Annotated in this window: 24 protein-coding genes; 4 read left to right on the plus strand and 20 right to left on the minus strand. The window is 68.5% G+C overall.

From position 1 onward, the window contains the following. Window positions 1–310: 310 nt before the first annotated feature. Together VMT40_RS10375 and VMT40_RS10380 are read left to right on the plus strand one after the other, a co-directional pair. Entirely contained in the window at window positions 311–682 is a 372-nt protein-coding gene (locus VMT40_RS10375) for a bleomycin resistance protein (protein WP_442789945.1), read from the plus strand. Between the two features lie 496 nt (window positions 683–1178). Continuing rightward, window positions 1179–2336 (plus strand): class I SAM-dependent methyltransferase, encoded by a 1158-nt coding sequence (locus VMT40_RS10380; RefSeq protein WP_326357766.1) that lies wholly within the window; start codon window positions 1179–1181, stop codon window positions 2334–2336. Between the two features lie 286 nt (window positions 2337–2622). Here VMT40_RS10380 and VMT40_RS10385 read toward each other — a convergent pair whose 3' ends face one another. The 17 genes from VMT40_RS10385 to ftsY form a co-directional block, all read right to left on the minus strand. Next, window positions 2623–5028, minus strand: coding sequence for a Tex family protein (locus VMT40_RS10385; protein WP_442789946.1), 2406 nt, complete (start codon window positions 5026–5028; stop codon window positions 2623–2625). Window positions 5029–5223: 195 nt separating this feature from the next. After that, on the minus strand, window positions 5224–5556 hold the full coding sequence (locus tag VMT40_RS10390; protein ID WP_326357767.1) for a DUF732 domain-containing protein: 333 nt from the start codon (window positions 5554–5556) through the stop codon (window positions 5224–5226). A 2-nt stretch (window positions 5557–5558) separates the two neighbouring features. Beyond that, window positions 5559–6254, minus strand: coding sequence for a tRNA (guanosine(37)-N1)-methyltransferase TrmD (gene trmD / locus VMT40_RS10395; protein ID WP_326357768.1), 696 nt, complete (start codon window positions 6252–6254; stop codon window positions 5559–5561). 4 nt (window positions 6255–6258) lie between these two features. After that, a complete protein-coding gene (gene rimM, locus VMT40_RS10400) occupies window positions 6259–6795 on the minus strand; it encodes a ribosome maturation factor RimM (protein WP_326357769.1) in 537 nt (178 codons plus the stop codon). After that, window positions 6796–7038 (minus strand): RNA-binding protein, encoded by a 243-nt coding sequence (locus VMT40_RS10405; protein WP_029930032.1) that lies wholly within the window; start codon window positions 7036–7038, stop codon window positions 6796–6798. Between the two features lie 2 nt (window positions 7039–7040). Beyond that, the gene (rpsP, locus tag VMT40_RS10410; RefSeq protein ID WP_326308894.1) at window positions 7041–7487 is read right to left on the minus strand and encodes a 30S ribosomal protein S16; all 447 of its coding nucleotides are present in this window, start codon (window positions 7485–7487) and stop codon (window positions 7041–7043) included. Between the two features lie 418 nt (window positions 7488–7905). Further along, complete coding sequence (locus tag VMT40_RS10415) at window positions 7906–8052, minus strand: hypothetical protein (protein WP_326357770.1); 147 nt, start codon at window positions 8050–8052, stop codon at window positions 7906–7908. 99 nt (window positions 8053–8151) lie between these two features. Then, window positions 8152–8733: a Uma2 family endonuclease gene (locus tag VMT40_RS10420; protein ID WP_326357771.1), complete on the minus strand. Its 582-nt coding sequence runs from the start codon at window positions 8731–8733 to the stop codon at window positions 8152–8154. Between the two features lie 137 nt (window positions 8734–8870). Continuing rightward, the gene (locus VMT40_RS10425; protein WP_326357772.1) at window positions 8871–9971 is read right to left on the minus strand and encodes a metal-dependent hydrolase family protein; all 1101 of its coding nucleotides are present in this window, start codon (window positions 9969–9971) and stop codon (window positions 8871–8873) included. A gap of 53 nt (window positions 9972–10024) precedes the next feature. Continuing rightward, window positions 10025–10951 carry a LysR family transcriptional regulator gene (locus VMT40_RS10430; protein WP_326357773.1) on the minus strand — a complete coding sequence of 309 codons (927 nt, stop codon included), beginning with the start codon at window positions 10949–10951 and terminating at the stop codon, window positions 10025–10027. Window positions 10952–11183: 232 nt separating this feature from the next. Further along, window positions 11184–11930 (minus strand): MBL fold metallo-hydrolase, encoded by a 747-nt coding sequence (locus VMT40_RS10435; protein WP_326357774.1) that lies wholly within the window; start codon window positions 11928–11930, stop codon window positions 11184–11186. Window positions 11931–12028: 98 nt separating this feature from the next. Continuing rightward, window positions 12029–13597, minus strand: a complete 1569-nt coding sequence (gene ffh, locus VMT40_RS10440; protein WP_326357775.1) for a signal recognition particle protein — start codon at window positions 13595–13597, stop codon at window positions 12029–12031. 120 nt (window positions 13598–13717) lie between these two features. Next, the gene (locus tag VMT40_RS10445) at window positions 13718–14026 is read right to left on the minus strand and encodes a hypothetical protein (RefSeq protein ID WP_326357776.1); all 309 of its coding nucleotides are present in this window, start codon (window positions 14024–14026) and stop codon (window positions 13718–13720) included. Between the two features lie 209 nt (window positions 14027–14235). Next, window positions 14236–16683: a [protein-PII] uridylyltransferase gene (locus VMT40_RS10450; protein WP_326357777.1), complete on the minus strand. Its 2448-nt coding sequence runs from the start codon at window positions 16681–16683 to the stop codon at window positions 14236–14238. 138 nt (window positions 16684–16821) lie between these two features. Continuing rightward, on the minus strand, window positions 16822–17160 hold the full coding sequence (locus VMT40_RS10455) for a P-II family nitrogen regulator (RefSeq protein ID WP_326309191.1): 339 nt from the start codon (window positions 17158–17160) through the stop codon (window positions 16822–16824). A gap of 5 nt (window positions 17161–17165) precedes the next feature. Further along, the gene (locus VMT40_RS10460) at window positions 17166–18512 is read right to left on the minus strand and encodes an ammonium transporter (RefSeq protein ID WP_326358571.1); all 1347 of its coding nucleotides are present in this window, start codon (window positions 18510–18512) and stop codon (window positions 17166–17168) included. Between the two features lie 262 nt (window positions 18513–18774). Then, the gene (gene ftsY / locus VMT40_RS10465) at window positions 18775–20514 is read right to left on the minus strand and encodes a signal recognition particle-docking protein FtsY (RefSeq protein WP_326357778.1); all 1740 of its coding nucleotides are present in this window, start codon (window positions 20512–20514) and stop codon (window positions 18775–18777) included. Window positions 20515–20730: 216 nt separating this feature from the next. Between ftsY and VMT40_RS10470 the strand changes: the two genes are divergently transcribed. Further along, window positions 20731–21120, plus strand: a complete 390-nt coding sequence (locus VMT40_RS10470; RefSeq protein WP_326357779.1) for a DUF2237 family protein — start codon at window positions 20731–20733, stop codon at window positions 21118–21120. Window positions 21121–21151: 31 nt separating this feature from the next. On the opposite strand, the gene VMT40_RS10475 is transcribed toward VMT40_RS10470, so the two are convergent. Continuing rightward, a complete protein-coding gene (locus tag VMT40_RS10475; protein WP_326357780.1) occupies window positions 21152–22042 on the minus strand; it encodes a hypothetical protein in 891 nt (296 codons plus the stop codon). Window positions 22043–22223: 181 nt separating this feature from the next. After that, entirely contained in the window at window positions 22224–23030 is an 807-nt protein-coding gene (locus VMT40_RS10480; RefSeq protein WP_326357781.1) for a TetR/AcrR family transcriptional regulator, read from the minus strand. 326 nt (window positions 23031–23356) lie between these two features. Between VMT40_RS10480 and VMT40_RS10485 the strand changes: the two genes are divergently transcribed. After that, window positions 23357–24250: an NmrA family NAD(P)-binding protein gene (locus tag VMT40_RS10485; protein WP_326357782.1), complete on the plus strand. Its 894-nt coding sequence runs from the start codon at window positions 23357–23359 to the stop codon at window positions 24248–24250. A 21-nt stretch (window positions 24251–24271) separates the two neighbouring features. On the opposite strand, the gene VMT40_RS10490 is transcribed toward VMT40_RS10485, so the two are convergent. After that, complete coding sequence (locus VMT40_RS10490; protein ID WP_326357783.1) at window positions 24272–24925, minus strand: HAD family acid phosphatase; 654 nt, start codon at window positions 24923–24925, stop codon at window positions 24272–24274. Between the last annotated feature and the right edge of the window lie 55 nt (window positions 24926–24980).

Here is a 24980-nt window from a genome sequence, read left to right on the forward strand (position 1 = left end):
TGGCTCTCGCATACAGCCGGACGGTGATCGCAGGCAGCCGGATTCAGCGGTGGCCGGGAGCCGGTGGCAGCGGGTCGGCGGCGGGATTGTCGCAGGCAGCCCGACATCATTGACAGCCGGTCTCAAGGAGTAGCTCACCATCGGTCGTAGTCAGCCGTCGCAGGCAGCGGGATACAGCGGTGGCCTATAGCCAATGGCAGCGTATTCAGCGGTGGCCGGGGGGCGGTGGCGGCGGGTCGGCGGTGGGGTGGGATGTCGGTGGGTGGCGGTAGCGTTGGCGGTGAATTGCCGTCGATGAACGGGAGAAACCGTGTCGGACGAGATCGTTTTCGAGAGCGCCGCGCCCGTGATTCCGGTCCTGGATCTGGATGCCGCCCTGGACCGCTATCGCCGCCTCGGCTTCACCGCCTACGCCTATGAGGGCCAGGCCCGCTACGGGTTCGCCGACCGCGGTGGCGTCGCTCTGCACCTGACCGAATGGCCCGAGCACGACCCGAAACGCACCGCGTCCGCCGTCTACCTCTACGTCTCCGACGCCGACGCCCTCTACGCCGAGTGGCAGGCCGCGGCTCTCCCCGGCCGTCTCGTCCCGCCCACCGACACCGACTACGGCCTACGCGAATTCGCCTACGTCGACCCGGACGGCACCCTCCACCGAGTCGGCTCCTCCCTGCCCATCTGAGCGCACCGACCTACCCTCGTACGCCACCGAATTCGCAACCGCCGCCGCGCTGCCCGCCGCCCCGGGCAGTCGTCGCGCCGACAACCTGCCAGGCGCCCGGCGGTCATTCCGGCAGGCGTGTGGCCGAAGTCATTGCGTACGGCGAGATCCCGGACAAAAGCGCGGCGAAATGGCGGGACGGAATGGCCGGTGACAAAGCCGGAGCGCTGGTTGTAGGTCTGCGAATGTGGTTGGGGCCGAGGGATGACGGGGCGAGAGCGGGATTTTGCGGGCTCGGCGAGGCCGGGATACGTTGGGAGGATGACGACTCCACAGCATGCCTCCGCGGTGGGTTAGAGCAGGACTGCCGTAGTTCTGGTCGCCTTCGTGCGACCGCTTCTCTTCAACCGCAGTCCCGTCACGTTCGTTGGTGCCCGCATCCGAGGCTGTCGCCCCATCGCGGCAGACCTCCCGTTGGTGCGCCTGAACGTTCCCGGGCTTTTCTGGAACGGACGTCATGCTCGATTCCCTTTCGGCGCAGCCGTGCCCGCAGTCGGCCGCCGCATCCGTCGCTCCCACCGTGCGGTGGGTCGAGAACAATGAGAATCGGAGTGCCGTGTGGCGCTCCGCGAATGGGGCGCCACCGCCCGCCGAGCTGGTGGCCGTGGACGACCGGATCACCGCCGAGGCGGCGCTGCGCCTGGCTTCGGCCGGGACGGCCATGGTGTGGCGCGGCGATTTCCATGGCGCGAATCAGCTGCTGAACGCGTTGCGCAGGAGGGTGGACCACAAGGCAAAAGTCCGACCCGCCACCGACTTCCACGCCTATCGGCAGGCGCGGGCACGGCGGGCACGGATTCTCGGCATGCTGGTGGTGCCCATGGATTCCGGGCATGTCATCTCGCTGCGGAGAGCCCCCGATGTGCGGCGGGCGTGTCTGCACGCGTACGGGGAATCGACCGGCCCGGCGCTGGTGTCATTGCGTGAATTGCGTGGCGTGACAAGCGCATATGAATGGTGCAAAGAGGGCGTAGAGGTCCCGGCGCTGGGTGCCCGGATCCATCCGCATTACGGGGTCTTCTCGCCGGTGCGCGGCGAATACGTCGATCTGGTCGCCCGCGCTCCCCTGCCGTCGACGCGATTGGCCTTCGATATCGGCACCGGCTCCGGGGTGCTGGCCGCCGTGCTGGCGCGGCGCGGTGTGGAGTCGATCGTCGCGACCGATGATGATCCCCGTGCGCTGGCCTGCGCCCGGGAGAATCTGAATCGCCTCGGTTACGGCGACCGCGTCGAGTTGGTGCGCACCGATCTCTACCCGCGCGGGCGCGCTCCCCTGGTGGTCTGCAACCCGCCCTGGGTACCCGCGAAACCGCGGTCGCCGCTGGATCACGCCGTATACGACTCGGGCGGACGGGTATTGAGCGCGCTGCTGGACCGCATGACCAGACACCTGACCGCAGACGGCGAGGGCTGGCTGGTGATCTCCGATCTCGCCGAACATCTCGGCCTGCGCTCCCGCACCGACCTGCTCGCCGCCTTCGACGCCGCGAACCTGACCGTGCTGGAACGCATCGACACCCGCCCCCGGCATCGAAGAGCCCGGGACACAACCGATCCCCTGCACGCCGCCCGCGCCGCCGAAATCACCTCACTCTGGCGGCTCACGCCGAACTGACCGAGAACCCAACGGCAGGCTGACCGAGAACCCAACGGGCAGCCTGAAATCGAGGCCGCGAGCCCTGTCGTGTCGCCTGCCCCGGCGCTGCGCAACCAGCCAACCGCGGGCACAATCGCGCAGGAACAGGGCCACACGGGCCACCCGCAACCAATGGTGATGGGGTCACAACCGACGGGTAAACGGGTTATCGGCCGGTGCGGTGATCACATGGCTCAGGCCGAACGCAGTTCCGGAAATGACGCAGGCCCCGGTGTTTCGCCGGGGCCTGCTCGCGGGTGTCTGATTACTTGCCGAATCCGGCGCGGCGGAGGGCGTCCGCCATGGAGCCGCTCGGGGCGGATTGGTTGCGGCGGTCGTTGTTTCGGTTGCCGCCCTGGTTGCCTTGGCGGTTGCCGCCCTGACGGTTGTCCCGGTTGCCGCCGCGCTGGCCGCCGCCCTGGTTGTTGCGGGGGCCTCGGTCGCCACGCTCCTGCTTGGGCTTGCCGGGCTCGTCGTCCAGGCGCAGGGACAGGCCGATGCGCTGGCGCTGGACATCGACCTCGAGCACCTTGACCTTGACGACGTCGCCGGACTTCACGACTTCGCGCGGATCCTTGACGAAGTTGTGCGACAGCGCCGACACGTGGACCAGGCCGTCCTGGTGGACGCCCACGTCGACGAACGCGCCGAAGGCGGCCACATTGGTGACGACGCCCTCGAGCACCATGCCGGGCTTCAGATCGGCGACCTTCTCGATGCCCGCGGCGAATTCGGCGGTCTTGAACTCGGGGCGCGGGTCACGGCCGGGCTTCTCGAGTTCGGCGATGATGTCGGTGACGGTCGGAACACCGAACTGCTCGTCGGTGAAGTCGGCGGGCCGCAGCGCGCGCAGGGCGCTGGTGTTGCCGATGATCTCCTTGATGCTCTTGCCGCTGGCGTCGAGGATGCGCCGGACCACCGGGTAGGCCTCGGGGTGCACGCCCGAGGTGTCGAGCGGGTTGTCGCCCTCGCGAATGCGGAGGAAGCCCGCGCACTGCTCGAAGGCCTTGGGGCCCAGGCGCGGAACATCCTTGAGAGCCGTTCGGCTGCGGAACGGCCCATTGGCGTCGCGGTGCGCCACAATGCTTTCCGCGATCGAGTTGGAGATGCCCGACACGCGCGAGAGCAGCGGCACCGAGGCAATGTTCACGTCGACACCGACGGCGTTCACCGCGTCCTCGACGACCGCGCCCAGCGAGCGGGCCAGCAGGGTCTCGGACACGTCGTGCTGGTACTGGCCGACGCCAATGGACTTGGGGTCGATCTTCACCAGCTCGGCGAGCGGGTCCTGGAGGCGGCGGGCGATGGACACCGCGCCGCGCAGCGACACATCCAGGTCGGGCAGCTCGGCCGAGGCGTAGGCCGAGGCCGAGTACACCGACGCGCCCGCCTCGGAGACGACCACCTTGGTGGGCTTGTTCTCCGGGATGCGCGAAATCAGCTCGGCGGCAAGCGCGTCGGTCTCGCGCGAGGCGGTGCCGTTGCCGATGGCGATGAGCTCGACCTTGAACCGGGCGACCAGTGCGCCCAGCACGGCGAGGGACTTCTCGGTCTGCCCCTGCGGCTTGTGGGGGTAGATGACCTCGGTGGCGACCACCTTGCCGGTGGCGTCCACGACCGCGACCTTCACACCGGTCCGGTAGCCCGGGTCCAGGCCCATGGTGGTGCGGGTTCCGGCCGGGGCGGCCAGCAGCAGGTCGCGCAGGTTGGCCGCGAACACGTCCACGGCGTCGCGTTCGGCGGACTGCCGCAACCGCATTCGCGTGTCGATGCCCAGGCTCACCTGCAGCTTGGTGCGCCATGCCCAGCGCACGGTGTCCAGCAGCCAGGCGTCGGCGGCGCGGCCCTGGTCGGCGATGCCGAACTTGATGGCGATGCGGCCCTCGTAAATGGACCGCTGCCCTTCCTCGAGCTCCTCGGTGTCGGGTTCGAGGTGCAGGTTGAGCACCTCTTCCTTCTCACCGCGCAGCAGCGCCAGAATCCGGTGCGAGGGCAGCTTGGTGAACGGCTCGGAGAATTCGAAGTAGTCGGCGAACTTCGCGCCCGCCTCTTCCTTGCCCGCGCGCACCGACGAGGTGATCTGTCCGCGTTCCCACATGAGTTCGCGCAGTTCACCGACCAGGTCGGCGTCTTCGGCGAAGCGCTCCACCAGGATTGCCCGCGCGCCGTCGAGCTGTTCGGCGGTGTACTGCGCGGGATCGGTGGTCGGGTCGTTGAGCAGGGCGTCGGCCACGGGCTCGTGCCCGGCCTCGCGCGCGATCTGCGCCTTGGTGCGCCGCTTGGGCTTGAACGGCAGGTAGATGTCCTCGAGGCGGGCCTTGGTGTCGGCGAGCATGATCTGCGCGTGCAGCGCAGAGTCCAATTTGCCCTGGCCGCGAATGGATTCGATGATCGAGCTCCGGCGCTCGTCGAGTTCGCGCAGGTAGTGCAGGCGCTCGTCGAGGGTGCGTAGCTGCGCGTCGTCGAGCCCGCCGGTGACTTCCTTGCGGTAGCGGGCGATGAACGGCACGGTCGACCCGGCGTCCAGCAGTTCGACGGCGGCGCGCACCTGGTGCTCGCCCACACCCAGCTCGTCGGCGATGCGCCTGCCGACGCTCGCGAGGCGAATGGTGCTCTCGGTGCTCGCGGCACTCGTGGATGCTGCGCTGACGGTTTCGGAGGCTGTCGTCACGCCCGCAGACACTACCGCCGCCACCTGACAGCCCGTGCAACCCCCACGCACTGTCCCGCCTCTCCGCGCCTTCAGCGGCGGGCTGAGAGCCGTCGCCGGTTATGCATCCGTATCCACGTTGGGTGCCGAAACAACTCTGGACGTACCCGGTGAGTTACCCGGATCCTTACGAAATCAGTTGTTACGTTCCGATTTTCAGGATCCGTCGAAATTCCTTGGGGAGGCCTTGAATTCGGGGCAGTAGACGGAGACGGCCGCTTGGATCAAGCGCTGTTCGTATCCGAGCTGGTCGGTCGCTACGACCGGAGTCCCCGCGCGGAGGCGGGAGCAGACGTCTTTGCCCTCGGCGATGAGGTGTTGGCCGTCCTCGGTGTTCTCGTAGCCCGGGGAGGCGACGGTTTGGTCGCCCAGCTTGCTCAGGAACAGGGAGTCGAGGTTGTCGGCGACGGCCTTGCCGCCGCCGAAGAGGGCGGTGAACAGGGCCAGGCCGGTCAGGGTCGCGCCGAGAAAGCCGTTGGGTCTGCGCATGATTACTCCTTCGCGCCGTTTTCGGGGAGGAGATCGGGACGGCGTTCGGCGGTGCGGCGCAGGGATTGTTCGTGCCGCCACTGCGCGATCTTGGCGTGATTGCCGGACAACAGGATCTCGGGGACGTCGAGGTCGCGCCACGACACCGGTCGGGTGTAGGACGGCCCCTCGAGCAGGCCGTCGGAGAACGAATCCTGTTCGTGGGACTGCTGATTGCCGAGCACGCCCGGAATGAGCCGGACGAAGGCCTCGGTCATGACCAGCACGGCGGCCTCGCCACCGATCAGCACGTAATCGCCGATGCTGACTTCCTCCACGCGGACCCGGCGCGCGGCGTCATCGAACACCCGCTGATCGATGCCCTCGTAGCGCCCGCACGCGAACACGATGTGCTGCTCGGTGGACCACCGCTGCGCCGTCTCCTGCGTGAACGGCACGCCCGCGGGCGTGGGCACCACGAGCAGCGCGTCGTCCGGGCACACCGCGTCGAGCGCATCGCCCCACACGGTCGGTTTCATGACCATGCCGGGCCCGCCGCCGTACGGGGTGTCGTCCACGGACTTGTGCACGTCGTGCGTCCACTGCCGCAGGTCGTGCACCTCCACCTCGAGCAGGCCCTTCTCGATGGCCTTGCCCAGCAAGGCCGCTCGCATGGGCTCGAGGTATTCGGGGAAGATCGTCACTACGTCGATACGCATGTGCCTACTCCGGGTCCAGCAGGCCCTCGGGCGGGTCGATGACGATCAGCCCGTCCGCGACGGACACGGTCGGGACCATGGCGAGCACGAACGGCACCAGGATCTCGCGGCCCGCGGGCGGGAACGCGTCCCCGGCCTTGATCGAAAGCAGTTCTCCCGCAGCGGAATGCAGCACCTCGTTGACGGTGCCGACGAGGGTGCCGTCGCCGAGTTCGACGCGCAGGCCCTCGAGTTCGTGGTCGTAGTACTCGTCCGGGTCTTCGGACGGCGGCAGGTCCGCGGTGTCCACCACGAAGACCATGCCCCGCAACGCATCCGCGGCCGTGCGGTCGGCGATGCCGTCCAGACGCAAGAGAAGTCGGCCCGAGTGCTCCCGGACCGACTCCACTTCGAATTCCCGCGTCTGCTTCGCGCGCGGCAGCTTCCCCTTCAGGAGGCTGCCGGGCGCGAACCGCAGTTCCGGCTCGTCGGTGCGGACTTCTACGACGAGTTCGCCGCGCACACCGTGCGATTTGGCGACCCGCCCGACGACGAGTTCCATCTATTGATCCGTGTCGACCACGTCGACGCGAATGCCCTTACCGCCGATCCCGGCGACCAGGGTGCGCAGCGCGGTCGCGGTACGACCGCCGCGACCGATCACCTTGCCCAGATCGTCCGGGTGCACGTGCACCTCGACGGTCCGGCCACGACGGCTGGTGATCAGCTCGACGTGGACGTCGTCGGGATTGGCGACAATGCCGCGAACCAGGTGTTCCACGGCATCGGCGACGACGGCGCTCATGATTACTCGGCGGCTTCGGTGGTCGCCTCAGCGGCCTCGGCCTCGGCGGCCTCGTCCTTCTTGGCGGCCTTCTTCTTGGGGGTGACGGCCTCGGTGACCGGCTCGTTCTCGGCGGCGGCCAGCGCGGCGTTGAACAGGTCCAGCTTGGACGGCTTGGGGGCCTTGACCTTCAGGGTGCCCTCGGCGCCCGGCAGGCCCTTGAACTTCTGCCAGTCGCCGGTGATCTCCAGCAGGCGCTTCACGGGCTCGGTCGGCTGCGCGCCGACACCCAGCCAGTACTGGGCGCGCTCGGAATCGATCTGGATGAGCGAGGGCTCTTCCTTCGGCTGGTAGATGCCGATGGCCTCGATGGCGCGGCCGTCACGACGAGTACGGGCGTCGGCGACGACGACACGGTACTGCGGGTTGCGGATCTTGCCCATACGGGTCAGCTTGATACGAACAGCCATGAGCTGATGCCTTTCAAATGGTTGGTCACGTCGCAATTCAGCGGTCCACGCGAGGTGGACCCGGTTTTGCGTCAAGTGCTGTGACCGCCGCGCGGTACGGAACCGGGGACGGGCTGACACTGTCCTCGACGAGGACGGTCGTTCATTCTGCCAGACCCCCCGCGCCCCGAAGAAATCGCCCCGAACCACCCCGTGAAACGGCGACAGCCCACCGGGTCGACCCCGATGGGCTGCGTCCGGCGATGAGCCTACGGCTGCACCGGCCCCGGCCCGGAACTCCCGGACGTGAGCAGTTTCACGATCAAACCGGCCAACACGCTGATAGCCAGGGTTTCGATAGACCCCACGGTCATCTCCTCATCAGGTAGAGATTCAAACGTCTGAAGCATGACCGATTCACTTTTATCGCGCAGCCGAATCAGAGAGAACGCGTGGCGGTCACGATCCGGCTCGCGACCCAGGGGCCGCCCCACCACATCCGCCAGCCGACCGGCCGATCCCTGACCTCCAGCGCGCCGAACTCCTCGAGCGCGCGCTGATACTCGGAGGTCTTGAAGATGTCCACGAGGACGAGGCGGCCGCCCGGCCGCACCACTCGCAGCGCCTCCCGCACCGCGGCCCGGCGCAGCGCGCCCGAATCAGCGCCTCCGGACGGGGACGGTTCTCAACGCAGCGCGGCGGTCACCACCTCGACCGGAACCGGCGCGGGAGGTGACACCGATTCCCCTGCGGTCACCCGCACCTCTTGCCGATAGACAGACTCGACCAACCGGTAGCCGGTGAACTTGGCGGGCCTGCCCTTTGGCAGTTCTACAATCCACAGGTATGGGACACCGGCGGCCGCATAGCCCGCCATCTTCGTTTCGCGTTCCGCGCGCTTGTTTCCGGGTGACCACACCTCGACGGCCAGCACCAACTCGGCCGGTTCGATACTCGTCCGACCCTCGATAGCGGCGGCTACCACCGCCACATCAGGAATTACCCCTGTCCGAAAGGCAGTGCTGAGCTTCACCGCAATGGCAGGAAGGACATGCAGGTCCTCGCGCCCGGCCGCGGCAATCGCCTGATCCAGCATGATCGCGAGCCGGAAGGCGGCATGTTGATGTGGGAGCGTCGGCGCTGGCGACATGCAGAGGTACCCCAGAATCAGCTCGAGACGAGATCCATCAGAAGGCGGCTCTTCGGCTAGCCAGCCTTCCACGGTCGTCGGACCCAGGGTATGGATTGTCGAAACCTCCGCGGCCATGGCCATTTTCCGTCCGATCTGTCTAATTCACGCCTGTCAGGCACCACACCGGAGTCGATCAGAATGCCAATCTAATCGACATTGTTCCACGTTGAGCCGACGTTTCCAGGGCCGAACGAGTCGGGACGCAGGCATCGCTACCGAGTCGCGGTGACCGGTGAGCGATGGTCGTAGACGCGGCCACGCAGGACGACCAGGGCCGGGGTGGCGACGGCGGCCAGGTTCTCGCGCGGATCTTCCTGGTAGACAACGAAATCGGCGGGTGCGCCGGGTTCGATGCCGGGGTGGCCGAGCCAGGTGCGGGCGTGCCAGGAGGATGCGGCGAGGGCGGCGTGCGGGGTGAAGCCAGCTTCGGTGAGGGCCGCGATTTCGTCGGCTATGCGGCCGTGGTGGATGCCGCCGCCCGCGTCGGTGCCGGTGTAGATGGGGACGCCCGCCTCGTGGGCCTTGGCGACCGTCTCACGGGAGCGGCGGTGCAGGTCGCGCATGTGGGCGGCGTAGGTGGGGAATTTGGTTGCGCCGTCGGCTATTCCGGGGAAGGTGTCGATATTGATGAGGGTGGGGACCAGGGCGGTGCCGTGGGCGGCCATGAGGGCGATGGTGTCGTCGGTGAGGCCGGTGCCGTGCTCGATGCAGTCGATGCCCGCGTTCAGCAGGCCGGGGAGGGCGTCCTCACCGAAGACGTGGGCGGTGACGCGCGCGCCCGCGTCGTGGGCGGCGTCGATGGCGGCCTTCAGGATGGCGTCGGACCACAGCGGGGCGAGGTCGCCGATCGAGCGGTCGATCCAGTCGCCGACCAGCTTGACCCAGCCGTCGCCGCGCCGGGCCTGCTCGGCCACGATGTCGGGGAGTTCGCGTTCGTCGTCGACCTCGATGCCGAGTTCGCGAATGTAGCGCTTGGGTCGGGCGATGTGGCGGCCCGCGCGAATGATGCGCGGCAGGTCGTCGCGCTCGTCGATGAAACGGGTGTCGATGGGTGAGCCCGCGTCGCGCAGCAACAGCGCCCCCGCGTCCCGCTCCACCTCCGCCTGGGCCACCGCGCCCGCCGAATCCTCGTGCCCGCCACCGTGTTTGATGCCGACATGGCAGTGCGCGTCGACCAGCCCCGGCAGGATCCAGCCGCCGACGTGCACGGTGTCGGCGTCGCGGATCGGCTCGTCGGAGATCAGCCCGTCACGCACCCAGAGGTCGCGGACCTCGCCCTCCGGTAGCACCACACCACAGAAATGCAGCCGCATCCGGCCTCCTCGCCTGGACGGAATGTCTCGACACACCCGGCTCCACTATCGCATCAGTCGTCCAGCACGGTGATATCGGTCCGCGCCGCGCATACCTCGCGAATGGCGTGCAGCCCGGCCGCGATCACCGGATGCTCGGCGCTCCCCCGCCGCACCGCCGACAGGTGACGGCGCACCGGGGCCGGGTCATCGTGCAGCGGAACCCGCACCACCGCCGACTCGGGCGGCAGGAAGGCGAGCCGGGGCACCAGAGAGACCCCGAAACCGTGCGACACCATGGCCGCCACACCCGGGAAATCGACTGCCTGCCCGGCGATTCGGGGCGTGAACCCGGCCGCCGCGCAGGCCGCCGACACCACGAGGTGATGGGTGATGCGCGCCCGCCCGGTAATCCACGGCTCGTGCGCCGCGTCCGCCAGCGCGACGCTCGCGCGCCCGGCGAACGGATGCCCCACCGGCACAAGCAGATCCAGCGGCTCCGACAGCAGCGGACGCTGCTCGAAGCGCGGGTCATCGGGCGCGGGGCCGCCGGGGGCGGGCAGCACGATCGCGATATCGCTGTCCCCGGCCAGTAGCGTCTCGAAGCAGTGCTGGCTCTCGTCCTCGATCAATTCCACTGTCAGGCCGGGGTTTTCGTCGCGAAGCCGCGCGGCGGCCGCGGCCACCAGTGCCGCGAGCGCGGTGGGCATCGCACTGATCCGCAGCACGCCCGCGATCCCCGCCCGGTGCGCGGCCAGTTCGGCCCGCGCGCTCTCCGCCTGCGCCGCAAGCAGATCCGCGTGCCGCAGCAGCGCGTACCCGGCGGCGGTCAGCTGCACCCGTCGCCCGACCTGCTCGAGCAACTCCACATCCAGTTCCCTGGCCAGCCCGCGCAACTGCTGCGACACCGTGGACGGCGTCAGATGCAGGGCCGCCGCGGCCGCGGTCACCGTGCCGTGCTCGTGCAACACCCGCAGTGCCCGCAACCGAGGATCGATCATGTGGAAATTCCGTACGTTTCGCTGCGAAAACTTTCGATGGACCGAGACTACGCCCCCGCGAAGACTGGCCTCATGACCGAATACTGCGAGCACTGCGGCTGGCCCATCGCCCAACCCTTCCAAGTGCTTTCACGCCATCGAACCTCGGAAGGCATCGTCGCCTACACCCGCTGCGCCTGCGGCACCCTGCGCATGCAACTCTCCCCCGCGGCGTTCACCCTCCGATCCGACCTCATGTTCGCGCGAACTCCCCCAGCAGGCTGGACAGGTTCTCCCGAATAGGCCGTCCGTGCCCGGGAACCAGCACCTCGGCAGGCAGCGCGGCAAGGGCGCGCGCACTGGCGAGCGTGCCCTCCTCGTCATGATTGAAGAACCCCGGAAGCAATTGCAGACCGGTGTCGCGAAGCAGCGGGTGACCGGTGACCAACGTGTCCCCGGAAAACAGCACACCCTCCGACGGCATGAAATACGCGGTGTGCCCATCGGTATGCCCCGGCGTCGGCACAGCCACGAGCCCACCCGGCAGCCCACCCAACGTCTCCGCCTCCACCGCCGTAGCCGTGGGCACTCTCATCCCGATATGCCCGGCCACCGCCCGCAAGGTCTGCCCCACCCACACGATCCCCCGCCGCGACCCCAACCGCTGCACCATCTGCACCGGCGTAATCTGCTGCAAATACTCCCGTTTGGCGTGCCGAACCTCCTCGGCCCCGGTGTAGACCGGCACGTTGAAGTGTTCGACCAGGGTGGGAATCGCACCGATGTGGTCGAGGTGCGCGTGGGTCAACACCACCGCGGCGATATCGGCGGGATCGTGCCCGATCTCCCGCACCGACCGCACCACCGCCTCGGTGTCGCCCGGATATCCGGCATCGACCAGCGTCACCCCACCGTCCCCGGTCACGATCGCCCAATTGACATTGGTGCCCGCCACCACGTGAACGGAATCGGATACCTGCTCGATCTTCGCGTTGGTCACGCAGGAAACCGTACCGACATTCCGGACCGGGGCGCGGCTCCCGGGAACGCAATTCGGCCCCGACTCGAGGTGTCGGGGCCGAATCAGGTTGGGATGGGTCAGTTCTTGGGGAACTTCAGCTTCGACAAATCGAAACCTTCGAGACCCGGCGGGAGTTCGTTGAGGCCCGCGGGGAGGTTGGACAGGTCGGGCATTCCGGCGGGCATGCCGCCCGGGAGGCCGGGCATGCCGGGGAAGCCGCCGCGCACCTTCGGCGGGGTGGGGCCGCGGCCGCCCTTCTTGCCCTTCTTGCCTTTGCCCTTGCCCTTGTTGGCGCGGGCGCCGGGCATGCCGAACTGGCGGGACATGGCGCCCATCATCTTCTTGGCTTCGAAGAAGCGGTCGACGAGCTGGTTGACGTCGGAGACCGAGACGCCGGAGCCGTTGGCGATGCGGAGGCGACGGGAGGCGTTGATGATCTTGGGGTTGGCGCGCTCGGCGGGGGTCATGCCGCGGATGATGGCCTGGACGCGGTCGAGCTGCTTGTCGTCGACCTGGGCCAGGACGTCCTTCATCTGGCCCGCACCGGGCAGCATGCCGAGCAGGTTGCCGATCGGGCCCATCTTGCGGATGGCCAGCATCTGCTCGAGGAAGTCCTCCAAAGTCAGCTCGCCCGAGCCGATCTTGCGGGCGGCCTCCTCGGCCTGCTTGGCGTCGTAGACCTGTTCGGCCTGCTCGATCAGGGTGAGCAGATCGCCCATGCCGAGGATGCGGGAGGCCATGCGGTCGGGGTGGAAGACGTCGAAGTCCTCCAGCTTCTCGCCGGTGGAGGCGAAAAGGATGGGCTGGCCGGTGATCTCGCGCACCGACAGCGCCGCGCCACCGCGGGCGTCGCCGTCGAGCTTGGTGAGCACGACACCGGTGAAGCCGACGCCGTCGCGGAAGGCCTCCGCGGTGGAGACCGCGTCCTGACCGATCATGGCGTCGAGCACGAACAGCGTCTCGTCCGGATTGACGGCGTCGCGGATGCCCGCGGCCTGCCGCATGAGCTCCTCGTCGATGCCGAGGCGACCGGCGGTGTCGACGATGACCACGTCGTACTGCTTGGTCTTGGCCTCTTCGATACCGGCGCGGGCCACATCGACCGGATCCGAGGCCGAGACGCCCAGCGGGTTCTCGCCGCCGCCGATGGAGGTGCCCGGGTGCGGTGCGAAGACCGGCACGCCCGCGCGCTCACCGACCACCTGCAGCTGGGTCACGGCGCCGGGACGCTGGAGGTCACAGGCCACCAGCAGCGGCGTATGCCCCTGTCCCTTCAGGTATTTGGCGAGCTTGCCCGCGAGGGTGGTCTTACCGGCACCCTGCAGACCGGCCAGCATGATGACCGTGGGCGGGTTCTTGGCCAGCCGCAGCCGCCGCGTCTCGCCGCCGAGGATATTGATGAGCTCCTCGTTGACGATCTTGACGACCTGCTGGGCGGGGTTCAGCGCCGCGGAGACCTCCGCGCCCTTGGCGCGTTCCTTGATCTTGGCGATGAAGCCGCGCACGACGGGCAGCGCCACGTCGGCCTCGAGCAGGGCCAAGCGGATCTCGCGCGCGGTCGCGTCGATGTCAGACGGCGAGAGGCGTCCCTTGCCACGCAGATCCTTGAGGGCACCGGCCAACCGGTCGGAAAGGGATTCGAACACCGATGCTCCTGATCTCGAGGGACGTCACTCGAGATACCAGGGTAGTGGGATCCGCGCGGTGGCGTTGCGCCAGGCTCGGACCTGCGCGAACAGCGCGCTGTCGCAAGCGGTTCGAACGGGCTATTCGAGCGAGCGCGGGCGCGGACCGGGCCTGCGTAGATCGTGCTTCTCGGTCGTCACCATGCCGACGGCCTCGCGGGCGGTGAGGCCCAGTTCGAGGGCGAGCCCGTCGAGCATCGCCCATTCGACCTCGCCGAGCTCGGTCTCGGCGACCGTGGAGGCGATGGTCATGGCGGTCACCGCCTGCCGACCGGTGAGGGTACGACCGGGCAGCCAGGAGACGACCCAGCGGTCGCCGCCGACGCAGCGTGCGATGTGAGAGGTCAAATCACTCGTCATCATCGACGCGGATACGACTTCGATTGCCACCGACCTGCTCCCCTCATTCTCGCGGACAGCCGTGCCCAACTCCGGAGCTCGTGATCGAGACCTGCACGCGAATACTAGGGTGTGACACCGGTCACTCGACCGGTATTTCAGCAAATTGCCTGCAACATTCTTATTAACTGGCAATCATACGGTTTGCCAGCTAATTCCGATACCTGGCGATTAATCAGAAAACTGCAGGAAGAACCAATTCAGCTGTCCGATTCGAGTGGTTTCTTCGGTTCTTGCGGCGGCACCACCGCGAGCACCGCCGCCGCGATCTCGGCGCGCCGCTCCGGCGTGTCGGTGGCGCCCAGATCCAGGCAGAACGAGTCGATGACCGCCGAACCCATGGTCACCACCTTCGCCCAGCAGACATTCGCCCCGGCGTCCGCGAAGGCCGCGGCCAAACGGCTGAGCAGCCCGATCCGGTCCTCGGCCCGCAATTCCAGCAACACCCGCCCGGGCTCGGCGGTCTCGTGCCAGAAGACCCGCGGCTGTGCCCGCGCGAACGGACTCGGCCCGGTCCCCGCCGCATCGCGCTCCTTGCGGGCCAGCACCGAGGCCAGATCCAGATCGCCATTGATGGCGCGGATCAATTCCTGGCGCAGCAGACCCGGGTCCGGCGGATCACCGAAACGCGGGGCCACCACGAAGGTGTCGATGGCCGACTTTCCGACACTGGCCAATTCGGCCGAGAGCACCCGCAGCGAATGCACCGCCAGCACGCCCGCCGCATCCGAGAGCAGTCCCGGATTGTCCGGCGCGACCACCGTGACCACGTGGTGATAGCGGCCCTCCCCTGGTTTCAGATCCACGTGCACGCCACCGGCTTCGGCGCGCTCGCGCAATTCGTCGGGAATCGGGGTCGGCTCGGCCGGTTCCTCCCCGGCCATGGCGCGGCGGCAATTGCGCACCAGTTCGCCGATGAGCGAGGCCTTCCAGTCGTTCCACACACCCGGCCCGGTGGCCAGCGCGTCGGCCTCGGCCAAGGCGTGCAGCAACTCCAGCAGGTGCGGGTCGCCGTCGAGGGCGTCGATCACCATCTTCACGGTGTCGGAATCGGTGATGTCGCGGCGCGTGGCGGTATCGGGCAGCAGCAGGTGGTGGCGCACCATGGCCGAGAGTGTCACCACGTCGGAGGGCCAGAGCCCCAGGCGATTTCCGATGGACACCGCCAGTTCCGCGCCGACCACGCTGTGGTCCTCGGCGCGCCCCTTGCCGATGTCGTGCAGCAGCGCGCCCAACAGCAGCAGGTCCGGACGCGCGACCCGGGTGGACAGCGCACCGGCCTGCGCGACCGCCTCCATGAGGTGCCGGTCCACGGTCCAGGTGTGCATGGCGTCGCGCGGTGGCAGGTCGCGCACCACGCCCCACTCCGGAAAGAGCCTGCCCCACAGGCCCGTTCGGTCCAGCGCCTCGATGGCGTCCACGGCCCCGCGGCCCGCGCCCAACAGCACCAGCAGGTCGTTGAGCGCCTCCTTCGGCCACGGCTCACGCAGCTCCGGCGCGTCCTCACCGAGCCGGTTGAGCGTGGTGGCCGACATGGGCAGCCCGGTCTGCGCGGAGGCCGCGGCCACCCGCAGGACCAGCCCCGGATCACGCTGCGGGCGGGCGTCGCGCGCCAGCACCACCTCGCCCGAATGCTCGACCACCCCCTCATCGAGTGGTCGTCGCACCGGGACCCGGCGCAGGCGGGCGAGGCCGCGCCGCGGCAGTGCGTTCCCCGCGGTCCGCAACCCCACATCGGTGGAGTAGCTGACCGTGCGGGCCGCGTCGCTCAGGGTCCGGGCCAGATCGAAGCGATCCCCGAGGCGCAGGGCCGCCCCGATTTCGTCGGCGTCCTGGGCGCGCAGCTGGTCGCGGGACCGGCCCGCCACCCGATGCAGTTCGGTCCGCACGTCCAGCAGTCGGCGATGCGCCTGCTTCAGCCCGCCGCCCGGCACGTCCGGACCGAGCCCCGGCATGGCGTCGGTCAGCTGTGCGATGGCGAGGGCGTCGAGCAGCTGGATGTCCCGCAGCCCGCCGCGGCCGTTCTTGAGATCGGGTTCGGCGCGGTGGGCGACGTCTCCGCTGCGGCGCCAACGGGTTTGCGCCTGTTCGATCAGGGTGTCGAAACGGGACCGGATTCCGGCACGCCAGTCCCGTCGGACCCCGCTGATCAGCAGGCTGCTCAGGCCCTCGTCGCCGACGATGTGCCGGGCCTCGAGCATGCCGAGGGCGGCGGTCATATCGTCGGCGGCCACGCGCAGCGCCTGCGGGACGGTGCGCACACTGTGATCGAGCTTGATGTGGGCGTCCCAGAGCGGATACCAGAGCTGATCGGCGACCTCGGCGACCCGCTTGGGGTCGATGCCGTCGTAGAGCAGCACCAGATCCAGATCGGAGTAGGGCAGCATTTCCCGGCGACCCAATCCGCCCACCGCCACGATGGCGAGCCCGCTGTCGGCGGTGATGCCGACCTCGTGGCCCTTGGTGGTCAACCACAGTTCGAACAGGTCCACCAGCGCTTCGCGCAGCGCCTCGGCGTCGAGGCGGGACGAGCGGCCGTTGGCGCTGTGCTCACTCAGCAGTTGGTCGCGGGCCCTCACCAGATCCGAAGCGCCGTTGGAAACCTTGTCGGCCCCGGCCTTCTCGTCGCGTGCTTGCTGAAAACCCACAACCCACCACCCATCTCAATTCAGTTCGTCACCCACGTGGTGCGTCTGCCACATGGGGGCGGCCCCGCCTCCCGCCGGTTCGACACCGACGGGGGCCGGGGCCGCCACTGGATCCGCTTCGAGTCAGCGCATCGCGAATTACAGAGCGTCGGCTCCGCGTTCGCCGGTGCGCACCCGGATGATCGCGTCGACCGGGGTCACCCAGACCTTGCCGTCACCGATCTTGCCGGTGCGGGCGGCCTCGACGATGACCTCGACGACCTTGTCGACGGAGGCGTCGTCCACGACCACCTCGACCCGGACCTTCGGGACGAAGTCGACCGAGTACTCGGCACCGCGGTAGACCTCGGTGTGGCCCTTCTGACGGCCGTAACCCTGAACCTCGCTGACGGTCATGCCGAGCACGCCCGCCTGCTCCAGGCCGGTCTTCACGTCCTCCAGGGTGAACGGCTTCACGATCGCAGTGATCAGTTTCATTTTCGTCATGCCTCCTTGACGGCGGCGGTGCGCGCCGCACCACCCACAGCAGCGAAATCGTATGCGGTTTCCGCGTGCTCCGACTCATCCAAGCCCACGAACTCATCTTCCTCGGAAGCGCGCAGGCCGATGGTGTACTTGATGGCGAAGGCGATGATCAGCGTCACGATGAACGAGAACGCAAGCACCACACCGGCACCCACGGCCTGACGCCACAGCTGGTTGAAGCCGCCGCCGTAGAACAGACCCTGGACTCCGGCCGGGGCCTCCTTGGTGGCGACCAGACCGATCATCAGGGTGCCGATGATGCCGCCGACCAGGTGGACGCCGACCACGTCGAGCGAGTCGTCGAAGCCCAGCTTGAACTTCAGGCCCACGGCCAGGGCGCAGGCGACACCCGCGATCACGCCGATGGCCAGCGCGCCGAGGACGTTCACCGAGGAGCAGGACGGGGTGATGGCGACCAGACCCGCGACAATGCCGGACGCGGCGCCCAGCGAGGTGGCGTGGCCGTCACGCAGCTTCTCGACCAGCAGCCAGCCCAGCATGGCCGAGCAGGTGGCGAAGGTGGTGGTCAGGAAGGTGGAACCCGCGGTGCCGTTGGAGGACAGGGCCGAACCGGCGTTGAAGCCGAACCAGCCGAACCACAGCAGACCGGCGCCGAGCATGACGAAGGGCAGGTTGTGCGGACGCATGGGGGTCTTGGGCCAGCCCTTGCGCTTGCCGAGGACGAGGCACAGCGCCAGACCCGCGGCACCGGCGTTGATGTGCACCGCGGTACCGCCCGCGAAGTCGATCACCTTGAGCTTGTTGGCGATCCAGCCACCCGCGTGAATGATGTTGCCGCTCGAGTCGGTGGCGTTGAAGTCGAAGACCCAGTGCGCGACGGGGAAGTAGACGACCGTGGCCCAGATCGCGGCGAACAGCGCCCAGGCGCCGAACTTCAGGCGGTCGGCGACCGCGCCCGAGATCAGGGCGACGGTGATGATCGCGAACATCAGCTGGAACGCGACGAACACGGTCATGGGGATGCCGGTGTTGCCCGCCAGCGGGATGCCGATCGCATCGGCGGCCTGAATGCCCTTGGACGGGTCGGCGGCCACCGCCGGATGGGCGTCCGAGCCGATCAGACCCTTGAGCCCGAAGAACTGGGTCGGGTCACCGATCAGTCCGAATTTATTGTTGCCGAACGCCGTCGAGAATCCGAAGATTGCCCATAGGACGCCGACAATGCCCATGGCACTGATGCTCATCATGATCATGTTGAGCACGTTCTTGCTACGGACCATGCCGCCGTAGAAGAACGCGAGCCCGGGGGTCATCAACAGCACCAATGCCGAGCTCGCGAGCATCCATGCCGTGTCGCCGGTGTTCGGCACATCAACGATGGGATACGCCACCTTTTTGTCCTCCTCATCTACGGCCCCGCAGCAACCTGCGAATAAGCCTGCAATGAGATTCGTCAGTCGGTGTTTCCTCCGTGATCCTGCGGCGTTTCGCGTAGGTGAACGGATGAGATTGCAGTGTTGCGGTCACGTTTCCGAAACCGCACCACTGTTACGACGAGATTGTGAGGATGATGTTGAATTCGGTATCGGCGCAGCTCAGTACGGATTAACCGAGTAGAGCGTCGACGAAGGCCCCGGGTTCGAAGGGAGCGAGATCATCCGCGCCCTCTCCCAAACCGACCAGTTTGACCGGAACGCCGAGCTCGTGCTGCACCTGGAAGACGATGCCGCCCTTGGCGGTTCCGTCCAACTTGGTCAGGGCGACACCGGTGATGTCCACGACATCGGCGAAAACGCGCGCCTGCATGAGACCGTTCTGGCCGACCGTGGAGTCGAGCACCAGGATCACCTCGTCCACCGCGGCCTTCTTCTCGACCACGCGCTTGACCTTGCCCAGCTCGTCCATCAGACCGGTCTTGGTGTGCAGGCGGCCCGCGGTATCGATGAGCACGACATCCACGCCGCGATCGATACCGGCCGACACCGCGTCGAACGCGACGGCCGCGGGATCCGCGCCCTCCCGGCCGCGCACGGTTTCCGCGCCCACGCGTTCACCCCAGGTCTGCAACTGGTCGGCGGCCGCGGCCCGGAAGGTGTCGGCCGCGCCGAGCAGCACCCGGCGGCCGTCGGCGACGAGCACGCGCGCCAATTTGCCGGTGGTGGTGGTCTTTCCGGTGCCGTTCACGCCCACGACCAGCAGGATCGACGGGTGATCGTCGTGCGGCAGCGCGCGAATCGAGCGATCCAGCTCCGGGCGTAGCGCCTCGATGAGCACCTCGCGCAACAGCGCCCGCGCCTCGGCGGCGGTCCGCACGGTGCGCGCGGCCATCTCCTCGCGCAGACGCTCGACGATGGCGGCCGTGCTGGCGGTACCGAGATCCGCCATGACGAGGGTGTCCTCGATCTCCTCCCACGAGTCCTCGTCCAGATCGCCACCGCCCAACAGGCCCAGCAGCGACTTGCCGACCGCGTTCTGCGAGCGGGACAGGCGACCGCGCAGGCGGGTCAGACGGCCCGCGGTGGGCTCGATCTCCGCGATTGCGGGAGCCGCGGCAGCGGTTTCGGGTGCGGCGGTCGGCGCACCGGCCCGGGCCTCGAGCGCGGCCTCGGCACCTGCGGCCACTTCGGCGGCGGCAACGGCGGCCTCCGCGGCTTCTTCCGCAGCGGCCTCTTCCGAAACCGGCTGCTCGGCAACCTCGCCCGCGCCCCGATCGGCGGCGGATTCACCGGCCAGCCCGGCCTCCTCGACGGCCTCCGCCCGCGCCACGGCCTCGGTCGCAGCGGCACGTTGCGACGCGGCGGATTCATCCGCAGTCGCGCTCCGGTCGGCCGCGCCGACAGGGGTTCCGTCCTGCGCGGCGGTGCCGGAATTGGCCTTACCAGCGGGGGTCGGCGTGGTCTTACCAGCTGCATCCGCCTTGTCGGCGGCGGTGGAATCGGTGGGGGTGACGGACTTTTCGGCGGACTCTTCGGTCGGGGCGGGTTCGGGGCCCTGGACCGGGTCGGGGAGGCGGACGTTGGTGATGCTGCGCTTGGCGGCGTCGCGGGGGATGGCGGCGTCGTCGCCGATGTGAGGCTGGCCCTCGTCGTCGGTGCGCTCGGGCGGCAGCGGCTTGGGCTTCGGCTTGGCGGCCGGGGCCTTCTCGCGTTCGGCAGTGCCCTGGCTGAAGCTGAATCCGCTCGAGGCCTGGTATCCGCCCGACCGGTCGGTGATCTCCTTGGTATCGGTGGTCTCCGGGGTCAGCGAAATACGGCGGCGCTTGTTCAGGGCATATCCGGCAACCAGCGCCACGAGCAGCACCGCGGCGATCGCGGCGATGAGGATCCAAACTTCTGCAGTCGTCACGCCCCCATCCTTTCAGAGGCAGTTGTATTGCCGGTTTCACATACCTACCGACGCGTCGGCGGGCAGTGTCGTGTATCACACGGCCATGCCGTGGGCGCGGTCGACACGCCGGGGTGGGGGCTGGAAATCCCAACAACTACCGACCGGTCTGCTCGTCTACGTGCCACAGTGCGGAAGGAGCGGCGAATGCGACACCGAGACAATAGGATCGGCGACGTGACCGATCGAAATGTGCTTGGGGGACCGCTGGAGGAGTGTGGCACCGATCCTCTCACCGGCTTCTACCGGGACGGATGCTGCAGCACCGGCCCCGAGGATTTGGGCAGCCACACCGTCTGCACGGTGGTGACCGCGGAGTTCCTGGAGCACCAGAAGTCGATCGGCAACGACCTCGTGACCCCGCGCCCGGAGAACAACTTCCCGGGCCTGCAGCCCGGCGACCGCTGGTGCGTGGTGGCCGTGCGCTGGCTGCACGCCCACGAGGACGGCGTGGCCGCGCCCGTGGTGCTGGCCGCGACGCACGAGAACGCGCTCGAGGTCGTTCCGATGGAGACTCTGCGCAAATACGCCGTCGACGTCCCCGACGACGTCAGCGACCTGCTCTGACCCCGCGTCCGATCATGCCCTGACCGACCGGTCAGGGCAGGTCCCCGGCTTTGCGCAGGAGAGCGTCGGTGGCACTGCGCAATTCGACCCGGGCCGCGACCAATTGCGGGTCGGAGGCGAAGGCCAGGCGATCGGCACCGGCGTGGAACTGGCCATTGAGCACCTGCAGCGAGATGGCGGCGGCGACGGCCCCGAAGAACAGGGCCACCAGGGCGGGCCGCTCCCCCGCCAGGGTGAGGGCCAGCGCGGCCTGCCCGCCGAAGACGGCGGCGGTGGCGGCGGAGACCAGCAGGGAGTGAATCATGGCCGCGCGCAATGATTCTCCCTCGTCGTAGGCGTCCACCACGGCGATGCCCAGGCCCAGCACCACCAGGTCGGCGGCCAGTACCGAGAGCATGGCGGTCTGCGGAAGCACATTGAGGCCCAACAGGATCAGGGCCGCGCTCAGACCCAGCAGCAGCGCGCCGACGGTGAGCAGTCCCGCCGCCGAGCGCCGCGAATCCTCCGACCATTCGGCGTGCTGGCCCAGCATGCCGAGCATGGTGCCCAGCAGCGCCAGCAGGGTGATCGCGCCGAGAACGTAACCGGCGGGCAGGAATCCGCCCGCGGCGGGCATGGCCAGCAGCGCGCACAGCGGCATCAGTCCGACCCGCCACACCCGGTCGACCCGCGCGACCGCGGGCCCCGGCAGCAGTTGGACGAACACCCCGCTGAAGGCCAGCACGGGCGCGCACACCAAGACGATCCGCACCCCGTCGAACCAGGGATGCGCCCCGGCCAGCCGATCGGCCACCACCGCCGCCGCGTATACCAGCAAACCGCTGGCAGCCCTGCGTAACAAGGGCTTTCGCGGATCCCGCGCCAGCAGATACAAACCGAGCCACCATGCGACACCGAACGCCGCGGCCGACACCCATACCACGCAGGGAGCGTACTTCCCCACTACCGGTTTGCGGGTCCATACCGCAACGCCGTATATGCCTTCCTACCAGCATTTTTCGGCTTCTGACGGGGCTCGTCACACCTTCGCGTCGGTTCGGACACACGCAGGTCACGAAGGGCCCCAACGGGTTTCACAATTGCGTGTCCGACCGTGCCGAAAGTCAGGCGCTCCGGGGTGCGTGGCGGCGGCGGTGGGCCTTCTGGCGGCAGGCCGGGGAGCAGTAGCGAGCCGGGCGGCCGGTTCCATTGGGGCGCAAGGGGGTCGCGCAGATCGGGCAGTGCGGTGTGGGGGTTTCGTTACGCACGGCGGTTTCGTCACGAGGCGGAGCCGTCTTCCGACGTTTCGTTACGGGTCCGGGCGCGAGGCGCGGGCGCATCGAGTCGAGCACCAGGGCGGCCGGGTGGGCCAGTTCGGGGCCGGGCGACAGGCGTTGGATGGCAACGCATCCCGTGAACAGCGCTAGTACATCCGACAGCGACAGGTCGGGCCGCACCGACCCCTGCCGCTGGGCGGCGGTGAGGAGATCATCGAGCGCGGTGTGAAAGCGGTCCCCCGCGCCCCGCACGAGCTCGCGCGGCCACCCGTCATTGCTGACCATGTCGCAGACCGCCTGATTGCGATGCGCGGAGGTGATCACCTCGGTACAGAACGAGAAGAACGCCGCCCCCGGATCCGCGGCGTCACGCAACCGATGCGCGAGCCCGGTCAACCGATCGATCCGCTGCTGCATGACCGCTTCCACCAGCGCGGTCTTGGTGGGGAAATGCCGATACACGGTGCCCGCACCCACACCGGCCCGCCGCGCCACCTCCGCCAACGAGATCGAGGTCCCGCCCTCCGCGAGGGCGCGATGCGCCGCGGCCAGCACCAGCGCGCGATTGCGCCGCGCATCAGCGCGCGCATTGCCCGCCGAACGCGCCCGCGCGTCCGCGGCGCGCACCCCGATACCCGATTCGCTTGCTCCCACGCCTGATTCCTGTGACCGAGCGGCCACCGGACGCGCCCGTTCAGCGAACTCATCGATCAGTGCGACCGATCGAGCCGGGCGGGCGGGCGATTTCACGGGCCGGGCGGTCGATCCGGTCGGCTCGGCCAATTCATCGGTGGGAGTTGTCGATTCGCGGTCGCGGGTGGGGGATGCGGCGCGGAGGGGGTGGGACTGGCCGTGGGGCAGGGCGGGGGCGGACATTTCGTTACGCCGGTCCTTTCCGGTGGTGGCCAACCGGAAACGGGTGGTTCTAGCTTCGGATACGGGTCGACCGACCCGAATACTACCGAACGAAACGGGTGACAATGTCTTCTCGGAGTGATTTGGTTCTGGTGACGGGTGCGACCGGCAAGCAGGGCGGGGTGACGGCGCGGCGGTTGCTGGCCGTGGGGCGGCCGGTGCGGGTGCTGGTGCGTGATCCGGAATCGACTGCCGCACAGGAACTCGCGGCGGCGGGGGCGGAGCTGGCCGTGGGGGATTTCGACTCCCCCGAGACGGTGGCGGCGGCGCTGTCGGGTGTGGGCGCGGCATTCCTGGTGCCGCCCGCGACCTTCGGGCCGAACGGGTGGGATGTCGATCTGGAGGTCGAGCGGGGCACGCGGTTCATCGAGGCGGCCCGCGCCGCCGGGGTCGAGCTCATCGTGTTCACCACCGTCGCCTCGCTGACGCAGGACGGCACGTGGGGTGCGCAGGGGAAGCGCCGGGTGGAGGAGGCGCTGCGAAACAGCGGGCTGCACTGGACGATTCTGCGTCCGGTGCGCTTCATGGAGAACTACTTCATGCAGGGCCATCCGGTGGACGGCATCAATGGCGGTGTGCAGAAACATCTGTTCCCCGCCGACCGGCCGGTCCAATCCATTGCGATCGAGGACATCGCCGTGTTCGCGCAGCTGGCCTTCGACGATCCGGCCCGATTCCACGGCCAGATCCTGGAATTGGCGGGTGACTCCCTCACCATGCCCGAGGCCGCGGCCGCCATCTCCGCCGCCACCGGTCACGAGATCCGGTACGTGGAGGCCACCGAGGCCGAGGCCGACGCGATGGGTCCGGAGGTGGGAGCGGTGTGGCGGTTGTCGCGCCAGGGCGAGGGCTGGCACGCGGACATCCCCGCCCTGCGGGAAATCCATCCCGGCCTGCGGACCCTCGACGCGTGGCTCGCCGAATCCGGTGCGGCGCGGTTGAAGTCGCTGCTGGATTGACGAGCCGTCAGGCGTCGATGACTACTGCAGTGCCCCGTTGTAATCGGGCAGCTTGAAGGTCTGCTGGGCGTGCCCGCCGGACAGGTCCGAGGCACTGTTGCCGATATTGGCGACGATCGTGTACCCCTGCGCCTCGATCGAGGCGCGGGTGGCGGTCTTGTAGTCGGCGAGTGCGGCCGCCCCGCTGGATCCGGTGGTCAGTCCGCCGCCGTAGAGCCCGTCCACCGAGTAGCCGACGGACGACAGGTTGATCTGGGTGTAGAAGTTGATGACCGAGGGCCGTCCGGTCACGAAGATGATCGACGCTCCTTGGCTTTTCGCCCACTGCGCCAGTTTCAGGATGGGCGGGATGGCGGGGGTGATCGGGGCCGGGTGGTAGGTCGTCTCCAGCACCGTGTTGTCGACGTCGAAGACGATGGCGGGCTTGGTGGCTCCCGGCAGCGCGGTGGTGAGGTAGGTCTGGGCGGCGGTGGCGACCGTGGTGACATCGCTGATCCACTGGCTGTACGGGGGTAGGTTGCCGCCGCCACCCGACCCGGACAGCGATCCGGTGCCCGACCCCGAGGCCGATCCGGAGCCGAGTCCGGAGGAGCCGGAATCGGCCAGCGCGACGGGGATTGGGGCGGCGAGGCCGACGGCGAGTCCGGCGGCCACTACGGCGAGGGAGCGTCTCATGGGGCGGGACGCTAGCGCCCCACCCATTCGACGCGCAGGCGTTTCACTTTGGCGG

The sequence above is a fragment of the Nocardia sp. CDC160 genome, assembly GCF_035818795.1.
Taxonomy (GTDB): Bacteria; Actinomycetota; Actinomycetes; order Mycobacteriales; family Mycobacteriaceae; genus Nocardia.